The sequence below is a fragment of the Labrys sp. WJW genome (assembly GCF_001676615.1).
In the GTDB taxonomy this organism is placed as follows: domain Bacteria; phylum Pseudomonadota; class Alphaproteobacteria; order Rhizobiales; family Labraceae; genus Labrys; species Labrys sedimenti.
Genome location: NZ_LYXZ01000083.1, coordinates 1 through 11,319 on the forward strand (window position 1 = coordinate 1; position 11,319 = coordinate 11,319).

Annotated in this window: 11 protein-coding genes; 5 read left to right on the forward strand and 6 right to left on the reverse strand. The window is 65.1% G+C overall.

Features of this window, described 5'->3' with window-relative positions; translation table 11 throughout:
* Window positions 1–432, forward strand: a 432-nt coding sequence (locus BA190_RS33430) for a LysR substrate-binding domain-containing protein (RefSeq protein ID WP_245315036.1), incomplete at its 5' end; no start/stop codon positions are given.
* A 291-nt stretch (window positions 433–723) separates the two neighbouring features.
* Here BA190_RS33430 and BA190_RS33435 read toward each other — a convergent pair.
* Entirely contained in the window at window positions 724–1,479 is a 756-nt protein-coding gene (locus tag BA190_RS33435; protein ID WP_068298990.1) for an RluA family pseudouridine synthase, read from the reverse strand.
* Window positions 1,480–1,682: 203 nt separating this feature from the next.
* Between BA190_RS33435 and ftsY the strand changes: the two genes are divergently transcribed.
* From ftsY to BA190_RS33450, 3 genes are read left to right on the forward strand one after another with little or no spacing between them, the layout of a single operon-like run.
* Complete coding sequence (gene ftsY / locus BA190_RS33440; RefSeq protein ID WP_068298993.1) at window positions 1,683–2,954, forward strand: signal recognition particle-docking protein FtsY; 1,272 nt, start codon at window positions 1,683–1,685, stop codon at window positions 2,952–2,954.
* 3 nt (window positions 2,955–2,957) lie between these two features.
* Window positions 2,958–3,632 (forward strand): septation protein A, encoded by a 675-nt coding sequence (locus BA190_RS33445; RefSeq protein WP_068298996.1) that lies wholly within the window; start codon window positions 2,958–2,960, stop codon window positions 3,630–3,632.
* 59 nt (window positions 3,633–3,691) lie between these two features.
* Window positions 3,692–4,444: an arginase family protein gene (locus BA190_RS33450; protein WP_082980238.1), complete on the forward strand. Its 753-nt coding sequence runs from the start codon at window positions 3,692–3,694 to the stop codon at window positions 4,442–4,444.
* Between the two features lie 127 nt (window positions 4,445–4,571).
* Here the strand turns inward: BA190_RS33450 and BA190_RS33455 are convergent, their stop codons facing one another.
* Entirely contained in the window at window positions 4,572–5,354 is a 783-nt protein-coding gene (locus BA190_RS33455) for a transporter substrate-binding domain-containing protein (protein WP_068299009.1), read from the reverse strand.
* 96 nt (window positions 5,355–5,450) lie between these two features.
* On the reverse strand, window positions 5,451–6,530 hold the full coding sequence (locus BA190_RS33460; protein ID WP_068299011.1) for a DUF2125 domain-containing protein: 1,080 nt from the start codon (window positions 6,528–6,530) through the stop codon (window positions 5,451–5,453).
* Window positions 6,531–6,784: 254 nt separating this feature from the next.
* Here BA190_RS33460 and BA190_RS33465 point away from each other — a divergent pair, with 254 nt between their 5' ends.
* A complete protein-coding gene (locus tag BA190_RS33465; RefSeq protein ID WP_068299014.1) occupies window positions 6,785–7,069 on the forward strand; it encodes a BolA family transcriptional regulator in 285 nt (94 codons plus the stop codon).
* 10 nt (window positions 7,070–7,079) lie between these two features.
* Here the strand turns inward: BA190_RS33465 and BA190_RS33470 are convergent, their stop codons facing one another.
* From BA190_RS33470 to BA190_RS35605, 3 genes are all read right to left on the reverse strand, one after another.
* On the reverse strand, window positions 7,080–8,645 hold the full coding sequence (locus BA190_RS33470; RefSeq protein ID WP_156771821.1) for a DUF882 domain-containing protein: 1,566 nt from the start codon (window positions 8,643–8,645) through the stop codon (window positions 7,080–7,082).
* Window positions 8,646–8,990: 345 nt separating this feature from the next.
* A complete protein-coding gene (locus BA190_RS33475; RefSeq protein ID WP_162275286.1) occupies window positions 8,991–10,997 on the reverse strand; it encodes a L,D-transpeptidase family protein in 2,007 nt (668 codons plus the stop codon).
* 165 nt (window positions 10,998–11,162) lie between these two features.
* The coding region (locus tag BA190_RS35605; protein WP_156771822.1) for a helix-turn-helix domain-containing protein at window positions 11,163–11,319 on the reverse strand (157 nt) is incomplete at its 5' end.

Below are 11,319 nucleotides of genomic sequence, written 5' to 3' on the forward strand. Positions count from 1 at the left end.
GGCCTGCAGGCGCATCATTTGCTGCATGCCGATTTCACCCCGATGCTGAATCGCGACCTTGCCGCTCGCCTCGGACCGGCCTGCATACCCGCCGATCTGCTAAAACTGCCGATCCTCGATCCGGGCGATCGTTGGTGGGGCGAATGGTTCCGGGCTGCCGGCGCCAGCTACGAGATGCCGGCGAATGCCTACAATCTCAGCACCCAGGCCATGATCAGCGTGGCGGCCAAGGCCGGCCAGGGAGTCGCCATTCTCTCGACCGCCCTCTATGACGACGACCTCGCCGAGGGTCGCCTGATCCAGCCTTTCGACCTGGTGCTGCCGAGCGACCGGGCCTTCTACCTCGTCTATCCCCAAACGCGCCGCAACCAGCCCAAGATCCGCGCCTTCCGCGACTGGATCCTGGCGGAGCTGGCTGGTACAGCGGGGTAGAACGCTGGGCCTTCCCCCTTGCGGGCTGCCGGCTTCACACATCTCAATATTGGCAGTGTTGAGCGCGGATAATCCTTCCCCGGCTTCGGGGAAGGTGTCGCTGCGAAGCAGTGACGGATGGGGGAGAGTGGTGCGACAGTGCCAATCTTCGCCCCAAAGCGCCACTCTCCCCCATCCGCCCTCACTGCGTTCAGGCACCTTCCCCGAAGGCAGGGAAGGATTTCTTGCGCCTTTTCTTGCCACGTCGAGATGTGTGAATTCGGCAGCCCGCAAGGGGGAAGATTCTGACGCCTATTTCGGCCTGAGGCCACGGCGGCGCACCGGCTCGACTGCCGGCTTCACCAGTTCGGGTGGTGTCGGGCTGACAGGTCCCTGATAGCCGAGGGCCGCAAGGTGCTCGCCCATATGGTCCGGCGGCGCTGCTTCCGCCGTGACGGCCGGCTTCTTGGGCAGGATCGGGACGCTTACGCCCCGGGCGTGCAGATGCAGGACCGGACCGCCCTCGCGCGGCGCGCTGCCATAGATCGGATCGCCGACGATCGGAAAGCCGGAGGCTGCGCAATGCAGGCGCAGCTGATGGGTACGGCCGGTGCGCGGCTTCAGCTCCAACCAGGCAAGGCCTTCGGCCCGCCCCAGCACACGGAAATCGGTCTGCGCCGGCAAGCCATCCTCAGCCGGCTTCATCCACCAGCCTCGCTCGGGCGAACGCCGGGCGATCGGCATGTCGATCAGGCCGCTGTCCTCCGCCGGGCCGCCCTCGACCACTGCCCAATAGGTCTTCTCGACGCCACCCTTGGCGAAGAGGTCGTTGAGGGTGCGCAGGGGCCTGGCATGCCGCCCGAGCACCAGGCAGCCGGACGTATCCTTGTCGAGCCGGTGCGCCAGTTCCGGATTGCGAGGCAGGCCGAAGCGCAGCTGCTCCAGCATGGCCGTGAGATTGGGCCCCCCTTTCGGCCCGGCATGCACGGGCAGGCCGGCAGGTTTGTCGAGGATCAGGATCAGGGCGTCGCGGTGGATGAGCCGCGTGGTCAAATCGAGCGATATCATCGCTTAGCGCTATCGTGATCGGGCATTGTCGGCTAGAGGTTCCTTCAACATGAGACCATTTTTCGGTGGCAGGCTGGCCACCAAAGAGCAAAACGCGTCGACGATCGAGCGCATTTTGCTCTAACTTCTTGTTTTGACGCGTCTTTGCGATTCTAGGCGATTTCGCCTGATCGCAAAACGCTTTTGGGATTCAGAACGTTTCGATGACTGAGAGCGACAAGCAAAAGCCCGGCTTCTTTTCACGGCTGTTCGGGCGAGGCGCCACGACGCCCGAGACCGAAACCAGGCTTGAGACCGAGACCAGGCCCGAGCCGACCGCCGAGCAGGCGCCGCCCGCTCCCGCCGAGGAGCCGCATACTCCCGAACAGGTGGCAGACATACCGCTCGAAGCCCTGGTCGAACCTGTGCCCCTGGCCGCGGCCGAACTGATCGTTCCCCTGGCGCCTGAATCGCTCGCTCCGCCGCCCCCTGCGCCGGCACCGCCTCCCACACCGGAGCCGTCTCCGGCTCCCCGCGCCAGCGAGCCGGCCCCGCCCCCCCCGCCGGCTCCCGTCGAGAAGAAATCCTGGTGGCGCCGGCTGCGCGATGGCCTGTCACGCTCCTCCAGCGCCATCAGCCGCGGCATCACCGACATCGTCACCAAGCGCAAGCTCGATGCCACCACGCTCGAGGAGCTGGAGGACGTCCTGATACAGGCCGATCTCGGCGTCGATGTCTCCACCCGCATCGCCGCCGCGATCGGCAAGGGACGCTTCGATCGCCAGATCTCGCCCGAGGAAGTCCACCAGGTCCTGGCCAGCGAGGTCGAGACCATCCTCACTCCCGTGGCCAAGCCCCTGGAAATCAACCGTTCCCGCAAGCCCTTCGTGCTCCTGATGGTCGGTGTCAACGGCTCGGGCAAGACCACCACCATCGGCAAGCTCGCCGCCAAGTTCAGCGCCGACGGCCTCAAGGTGATGCTGGCCGCCGGCGACACCTTCCGCGCGGCCGCCATCGAGCAGCTCAAGGTCTGGGCCGAGCGCACCCGCTCGCCGATCGTGGCGCGCGAGCAGGGCGCCGATTCCGCCGGCCTTGCCTTCGACGCCCTCAAGGCGGCCCAGGAAAACGGCTCGGACGTGCTCCTGATCGACACTGCCGGGCGGCTGCAGAACAAGGCGCAGCTGATGGACGAGCTCGCCAAGGTGGTGCGCGTCATCAAGAAGATCGACGAGAGCGCACCGCATGCGGTGCTGCTGGTGCTCGACGCCACCGTCGGCCAGAACGCCATCTCGCAGACCGAGATCTTCGGCAAGACAGCCGGCGTCACCGGCCTGGTGATGACCAAGCTAGACGGCACGGCGCGCGGCGGCATCCTGGTGGCGCTGGCCGACAAGTTCGGCCTACCGGTGCACTATATCGGCGTCGGCGAGGGCATCGACGACCTCGAGCCCTTCTCCGCCCGGGACTTCTCCCGCGCCATTGCCGGGATGGAGTGAGCCATGACCGTTGAAGCCACCGCCAAACCGCGCCAGAAGGTCAATCCCGTCCTCAAGCTCGTCCTGGAAATGGGACCGCTGGTCCTGTTCTTCCTCGCCAACTACAAGCCGGAATTGTTCAAGCCCCTGGTCGAGCGCTTCATGGCGCCGGCCCTGTTCGAGGGGCCGAGCGGCAACATCTTCACGGCCACCGCCGTGTTCATCCCGGCCACGGTGATCGCCCTCATCGCCGGCCTCGTGCTCACCCGGCACATTCCGGTGATGCCGCTGATCTCTGGCATCTTCGTGCTGGTCTTCGGCATCCTGACGCTCTGGCTGCAGGACAAGACCTTCATCAAGCTGAAGCCGACCATCGTCAACACGCTGTTCGGCCTGATCCTCTTGGGTGGGCTGGCCTTCGGCAAGCCCCTGATCCGCATCGTCCTCGACGCCGCCTTCGACCTCAAGCCCGAAGGCTGGCGCAAGCTCACCTTGAACTGGGGCCTGTTCTTCCTGTTCCTGGCGGTGCTCAACGAGATCGTCTGGCGCAATTTCTCGGATAATTTCTGGACCAATTTCAAGGTCTTCGGCACCATGCCGATCACCCTGATCTTTGCCGCCACCCAAGTGCCGATCCTGATGAAATATGAGGTCAAGCCCGACGGCCAGGATGGGAACGGGCAGGACGGCAGCCAGTGAACAAGCCGTTCGCCTATACGGTATTTCAAGGCCGGGCTGGCGATCACAACGATCTGGCCATGCCGGGCGCCCGGGCGATCGGCGAAGCCTTGGCGCGGCGGACGGGCATCGCGCCTTTCGTGGTTGGCACGCCGGAACCTGCCCTGAATACCGGCTGGCGCGAGGAACTGGACGTGGCCCTGCCGGTGCTCAAACAGCTGCAGGCCCGCTTCGACGACGTGCTGGCGAGCGGGGCCGTTTCCATTGCGGCGACCAGCCGCTGCGCGGTCTCGCTTGCGACACTGCCGGCCGTTGCCAGGCATCGTCCCGATGCCTGCATCGTCTGGTTCGATGCCCATGGCGATCTCAATACGCCGGAGGCCTCGACATCGGGCTTTCTTGGCGGTCTCGCCATTTCCGGTCCCGCCGGACTGTGGGACTCGGGTCTGGGAGCGGGCTTGAGCCTCGACCAGCTCGTTCTCGTGGGCCAGCGCGATCTCGACCCCTTCGAGCAGGATTTGATCGACAAGCGCTGCATTCCGCTCGTCGAGGCCCGCGGCGACCTGGCCGCCGAATTGCGCAAGGCCATTGCCGGCCGCCCGGTCTATGTGCATCTGGATTGCGACGTGCTGAATCCAGGCGTCGTTCCCACCGACTATGCTTGCGAAGGCGGCCTGTCGCTCGCCGATCTCCGTACCTGCTGCGAGGTGATCGCCGAGCAGGCCTTCGTCGGCATCGAGATCGCCGAGTTTCAATATGCCTGGGAATCGGGAGGGGAAGCCTTTTCCCCAGACCCGCTCCTCGATGCCCTGGCGCCGATCCTGGCGCAGTAACCCGATCCGGCCTATCGGGACACCCGGCCGCAGAAAGACTGCCCTGCCATCCCCTTCGCGCCGCCTGCGGCGGCGCCGGGAATGACAGCTCCCTCTTGCCGGCATACGTCACACAACGTGCGGCCTGCTATTTGAACCACTTGTCGTAGATCTTCTGGTAGGCCCCCGTCTCGATCGACTGGTGCAGCCACTGGTCGACGAACCCCTTCAGGCCGATGTCGCGCTGCAGCCAATAGGCTTTCTCGGCGAAGTTGAAGGGCTTGTCGGGGTGCACGGCGCACAGCACGCCCGGATGCAGCTTTTCCTGATAGAGGGTCTCGGAGGCATCGGTCATCATCAGATCGGCCCGCCCCGCCGCCACCTCGTCGAAGATCTTGGTGTTGTCGGGAAAGATCACGATCTTGGCCTGCTTCAGGCTGGCGCGGGCGAATTTCTCGTTGGTACCGCCCGGATTGGCGACCACCGTCACCCCCGGCTTGTCGATATCCTGAAGCGTCTGGAACTTGCTCTTGTCGGCGCAGCGGGCGATCGGCGTCTTGCCTTCGCGCATATAGGGGCTGGAGAACAGGCCCTTCTTCTGGCGATCGAAGGTCACCGATACGCCGCCCATGGCGACGTCGAACTTGCCGGCCTCGAAATCCGCCGACAGGTTGGACCAGGTCGTCGGCACGATCTCCAGCTTCACCCCCAGCGTCTCGGCAAGGCTCTTGGCCTGATCGATGTCGAAGCCGGAGAACTCGCCGCTGGCGGGGTCCTTGTAGCTGAAGGGACGATAGTCGCCAGTGGACCCTACCCTGAGCACGCCAGCAGCCAGCACGGCATCGAGCCCCGGTGCCGAAGGCGCTTCCCGTGCGATGGCGGCCGGTGCAAGGCAAAGCAGGCCGAGACAGACGACAAGCGGACGAAGCATGTGATTCCCCCAAATGGTTTGTTGCGCGCAGCATAGGGCTGCGAGCCCATCATTCAACCCATTGGGAGGGATCCGTCGTCGCCCCCGCCCTCGCCGCTATTCCGGCACGAACAGGCGCGGCAGCTTGAGGCCGGGCAGGAAGGCACCGGCGCGGACCTTGCCGTCGGCGATGGTCAGGGGCACTTCGACCGCCGCCTTGCCATCGATGTTGGTGGGCTTGCCGAGGACGGGCAGGCCGACGGTGAGGGTCGTCGCCACCATATCAGGCACCCGGCCCGATTGCTTGAGCGTCTCGGCGAGCTCCGGCACGCCGGCGAGGGCCACCGTCAGGTCGCCGGAGGGAAAGCCGCTGGTTTCCAGTCCGACCGTGCCGGTCGCCTTGACGACGCTCGGGCCGCGTTCGACCTGGGCCTGGGTGATGGTCAGCGTGCCGCCGGCGGCAGCCCAGTCGCGCAGGCGCTCGGGCATCGGCATGGGCCTGAGGTCGATCTTGGTGATCAACCCGCGAAAGGTCCCCTTCATCGGCGAGGGAGCACCGAGGAAGTCATCGAGCGGCGCGATCGCCTTGGCATCGACATCGGCGGCCAGATCATAGGCACCCGGGGCGGCATTGGTGCCCTCGGCCAGGCGGATATGGACCTCGACATTGCCTTCCTCGACGAGATTGATGGCTTGGTCACCGCGCTTGACGGTACCGCTGAGGCCCTTGATCACCACCGCGGCATTCTGCGGCCCGGAGGTCCAGATCGACATGCTGGCCTCGGCGCTCTTCCAATCGGCTGTCAGGGTTGCGCCGGCATCACTCTTGTCGACCAGCGTCACCGGTCCCTTGGCCTGGAGCAGCACCTTGTTGGGCTGGTAGACCTGGGCCACCGCATTCACCTCGGCGAGTGCGGCACTGAAGGGCCTGTTGGCCCTGACGCTCTCCACCGTTGCCTGGCCGCAATGCATTTCCAGACGGAAGGGATAGCCGCCGATGGTCTGCTCGCCGCATTTGATCTGGCGTCCGAGCTCGGCCTGCTTGGTCAGGAAACGGTCCCATTCGGCCTCGAGCCGCGTGGAGGCGTACCACCAGAAGCCCGACCAGGCGATCGCGATCAGGGCGAACAGAATGGTCGGCAGATAGATGCGGCGGGAGGAGCGGCGCGGTGCGGGATTGATCAGGTCGGTCGGCACGAAAAGGTCTCGCTAGAGCGTTTTGCGATTTGACGGGATCACCACGAATCGCAAAGACACGTTGAAACAAAGAGCTAGAGCAAATGAGCGTTCACACTTGAACGCGCTTTTGCTCTAGGATTGGCCAGGTCACCGATAGATGCATCGGCCTCTTGAATCAGCCTTATTTTAGCGCAGGAATAACGTGATTCGAGACGAGGCCCCTCTATCGCGGAGAATTGGGCCGAAGTCAGGGCAATAGGAAACCTGCGAACGTGACATCATCCATTCAAGATCTGATCGAAACCAGTCTCCAGTCGGCACTCGCACCCGACCGTCTGATCGTGCTGGACGAATCGGCTGCCCATGCCGGCCATGCCGGCCATCGCGAGGGCGGCGAGAGCCATTTCCGGGTGAGGATCGTCTCACCGCATTTCAGCGGACGCAGCCGTGTCGATCGCCATCGCCTGGTCAACGAAGCCCTGAAGCCCGCCTTCGCGCGCGGCGTTCATGCCCTGGCGATCGAAGCCAGCGCACCGGGCGAACCGGTGCGCTGGTAAAAGCTCAGGCCTAGTTGGAGGCGATCGAGCCGGTGAAGATATCCGGCATCGGCGCGAAGCTGGCGACGCGCAGGGGCTTCACCGCGGCGCCGGTGAACTTGTCGGCCCGCAGGTCCTGATAGGCGGCCACGCCGAAGCGCACCACCACCGTCTTGGCAGGCGCGGCGATCAGCGATGCCGTGGTGCGCAGGTCCGGCTTGACCAAGGTCGCCTGCTGCTTGTTACGGGCAGCGGAAACCGGTGCCGACAGCGAAGCAAAGTTCTGCTTCTCGAAGCGCGTCGCGATCAAAGCCGGCCGTGGCGGCCGGGCCGTGTTGGTCACAGGCGCCGGATCGACGAAGCCGAGGGCACGCTGCGACTGGCGGTTGGCACTACGCTTCATGAAGCCTTCGCTGCCCTGCGAAAGATCTGCGAAGATCGGAGGCTTGGGATCGAGCACCGGCCGCGTCGCCGGCACCGCCGGCGGGGCATCCAGGGAAGCGAGCTGTACGGGGGCCGCCTGGCTCTCTTCGGCTGCCGTGCCCGGACGCAGCGGCGGCAACGGCACATTGGCAGCCATCTCGCCACCCGCACCAGTCGCTCCGGCCTGCCAGATCATGCGCGGACCGGTATCGGCGGAGGCGAGTTGCGCTGTCGCAGCATCGGCAGCCTGTGCGGCGTCGATGTCGTTGGGACGGCGCTCGGGCAACGGCACGGGAGCCATGCGACGCGGTGACGTCGCCAGTTCATCGGCCATCGCCATCTGCTGCATCGCCGGAGGAGCCACTGGGGCCGCCGGCTGCGGCGCCACGGCCGGTATGCGGGCACTGCTGCGCGTCGTCGGCGCATAGGCCTGGGCCACTTCGACCGGCGGGGCGCTGGTGGTCGTATTGCTGCGCGAGCCGAACAGGGCCGCGAAGAAGCCGCCGCCACTGGTCTCGGCGACATCATCCTCGCCGGCGCCACCGCCAGCCGAGCCGCCATTGCGGCGAATTTCGTTCATCGCCAGCTGATAGCCGGGCATCGGGCGCCCGTCCGAGGGTACCAGCACCGTCTTGCCGTCGGGGAAGACGGAAGCGAGTTCGCTGCGCGACATGCGCGGCCACATGCGTACGCCGCCGGAATCCATATGGACGAAGGGCGAGCCGGACGAGGGATAGTAACCCACGCCGCCACGCTGCAGGCGCAGGCCGGCGACCCGCAGCTTCGACAGCGACACGCCGGGGATGAAATAATCGATCGCCTTGCCGAGCGTGTGCTGGCTGAATTTGGCGACGCCGCGCGAACGCCGGCGCAGCATGCCGTTGGTGCCGGGCGAGCGATAGCCGCAGACGATGTTGATCGGCTGGGAAGCGCCAACCTGGCGATAGACCAGCCAAAGCGTATCGAGCGTGCGCGGATCCATGCGCACGGCCTGGTTCTGGCGCCAGTCGCGCATGAACCAGTCGATCTTTTTCAGCGCAGCGGAATCATAGGAGCCGTTGCGCTTATAGGTGATGTTGATGGTTTCGCCCGTATGCAGGTGGCGCATATAGAGCGAGCGGGTATCGCCATTGGCAATCGCGTCCTGCGTCGGCCCGACCAGAACCGTCGTCATCACGGTGGATGCGAGGGAAATGGCCAGAATGCGACCGGTACGCGAAACTTTGATCCGGGGCAAAAGGCTGAGTGGGTTCTGCACGATTAGCACTCTCGGCAAATAGGCGAGGGAACCAGAGCCGAGCGTATTTCCACAAATGGGACGCTCGGCGCCAGGTCCGGATTGCCGGAGTCTTGCCGAGATTGGTTAAAGCACCGTTGATGCACCGTTCGACCCCTAATATCTAGCCGTTGAAACCGGCCTTGGGAGTGGCCTTTTGCTTGGGAAACGTGGCAAAAAGACGAACGCGGGTTGGCGAACGCCAACCCTTACCAAACATGGTAAATCGTTGCATAACAGATTTCAGCCGGGAAGGCCAAGCGCCGAAATCACCTTCCGGTCATATCCGTAGATGTCGTTGAGGCGCTGCAATTCGCCGTCACCGTCCACATAGGCGGTGAAATAGGCGATGTGGACCGGAATTTTCCTCTCCAAATCAATGCGCTGTTCGTTCCCGCCCTGCAGGCCGCGGACGCTGTCCTCGGTCCAGCCATTGCCCATCACCAGCTCGGCAAATTTATAGGGGTTATCCACACGCACGCAGCCATGGCTGAAGGCCCGTTCGTCACGCGAGAACAGGTTGCGCTGCGGCGTGTCGTGCAGATAGACCGAGAAATTGTTCGGGAACATGAACTTGATGAAGCCGAGCGCATTGCGTTCGCCCGGCGGCTGGCGCACCTGCATCTGGCCGCCGACATAGCTCACCTCGTAGCCCCGGCGCTCGAGATAGCCGGGGTCCTGGGCGAGCTTGGGCATATATTCCTTCTTGATGATCGACTGCGGCACGTTCCAGGACGGATTGACCACCACGAAGCTCATCTGGTCGGAGAAGATCGGGGTCGGGGTGTTGGCCTTGCCGACCACCACGCGTGCCTCATAGCTCAGCACACCGTCCTTGGTGAACCAGACCTTGTATTCGGGCACGTTCACGAAGACGTTGGTCAGTCCCATGTCGTGCGGCAGCCAGCGCCAGCGCTCCATATTGGCGATGATTTCGCTCTCGGTATTGACGCGCGGCTGGCGCAGGGCCGCATTGAGGGCGACCACCGTGGCGGGACCCAGCGTACCGCTGGCCTTGAGATTGCGGGTAGCCTGGAAGTCGCGCACCGCCGCCTGCAAGGCATCGTCATAGACATCGCTGTCGGCATCGCTGGCCGTCAGGCCGAGGCGCGTGCGCAGCACCGCCACGCGGGTGTCCGTCATGCCCACCTTCAGCGTGGGGCCGGCAGGAACCTCCGGCAGGGTGGCTTCGGCGGCGGCGGCATTGGCGGCCCTGACGTCGGCCAGCTTCTGCTTCAGCGCCAGATATTGCGGTGAGGCCGGATTGTAGCCGTCAAGCACCACGACCGGATCGGAGGCGATCGCCACCGAAGCGAGCGCCGCCACCGGGTCGGGCATGTTGGGAGCCTTGGCGATGTCGCGGCTGATCTGCCTGGTGTCGACCCGGCCCGAGGAGGCCTGGCGGGCATAGGTAAGGATAGCAGCGCTCAGCGCGATCTCGGCATCCGCCTGGGCATCGGCGCTGGCGCCGCTCAGGGCGTCGAGCCCGGCAACGCGGAAGGCCGAGGGATCAAGGCCATCCTCGCCAGCGCGGTTCATGCGATCGACCAAGGCCTTGGCCGCGGGCGTGAGCGCACCATTGTCGATCCAGAGCGGCGTCGCGCCGCGCAGCGCGTAGAAATCGCTGATGGCCTGCGCGTCGGTGCCGCGCTTGGCGACGTAATCGGCAAGCCTGGCGGCGAGGTTCATGGTGACGGCGGCAGGAGCAACCGATGGCCCGGGAGCAGGCGTGCTGGCCTCAGCCGGCGGCACGGACTCAGCCTTGGGCTCGACCCTGGGGGCCTGCGTCTCAGCCGGAACGGCGGCGGGGATTTCCGGGGTCGGTGCCGTGCTGGGAGCGGGTTGCCCGGCGGGCGAAGCGGTAGCCACGGACTGGGCGCCCGTCGGCGCGGCCTCGTCCTTGGGGGCCGTTGCGGAGATCGAGGACGGCGTATCCGGCGCCACCGCCGTCTCGGTCGGCTTCGGCGCCATTTCGACGGGAGCCGGCACCGGAACGGGGCCAACCGGCGCAGGTGCAAGGGTCGCGGTCGAAGCCGGTGCGGAGTCCGGCTTGACATGCTGCACGCTTACCCGCTCCTGCGGCGAAGCGGCGGCGGGCGCAGTCTGCGGCACCGCCGGGGCGAAGGCGCTCTGCTTTTCACCGGCACTCAGGCCAGGAACCGACGGCGCGACCGGCGCGGCAGCATCGGGCGTTTGGCTGGTGGGCGTACCGCTGTCTTGGGCATAGGCCGGGAGCAATGTGGCGCTCAAGCTCAAAGCCAGAGCGACCGAACTCAACAAATTAGCGCGGTAACTCATAAGATTCCTCAATCTCCGGCGCCCAATGTCCCAACGCCGCCTGCAATCATGTCGATAGTGACAAGTACCATGCCAGATTCAAGACAAATTCTGGTGTGCAAACGATCACATAACCGTTCACGCCGCCTGGTGAGACTCGCCCGTTTCTCCGGCTCTCACGCCGATCGACGTTTCGTCAAGCCCAAGTTCCTTGAGCTTGCGATAAAGCGTGGATCGTCCGATGCCGAGCTTGCGCGCGACCTCGGTCATCTGCCCGCGATGATGGCGGATGGCG

Excerpts from the sequence above, each read along its gene's own strand:
- BA190_RS33435 (WP_068298990.1), bottom strand. The coding sequence starts at position 1,479 with ATGATATCGCTCGATTTGACCACGCGGCTCATCCACCGCGACGCCCTG.
- ftsY (WP_068298993.1), top strand. The coding sequence starts at position 1,683 with ATGACTGAGAGCGACAAGCAAAAGCCCGGCTTCTTTTCACGGCTGTTC.
- BA190_RS33445 (WP_068298996.1), top strand. The coding sequence starts at position 2,958 with ATGACCGTTGAAGCCACCGCCAAACCGCGCCAGAAGGTCAATCCCGTC.
- BA190_RS33450 (WP_082980238.1), top strand. The coding sequence starts at position 3,692 with ATGCCGGGCGCCCGGGCGATCGGCGAAGCCTTGGCGCGGCGGACGGGC.
- BA190_RS33455 (WP_068299009.1), bottom strand. The coding sequence starts at position 5,354 with ATGCTTCGTCCGCTTGTCGTCTGTCTCGGCCTGCTTTGCCTTGCACCG.
- BA190_RS33470 (WP_156771821.1), bottom strand. The coding sequence starts at position 8,645 with ATGACGACGGTTCTGGTCGGGCCGACGCAGGACGCGATTGCCAATGGC.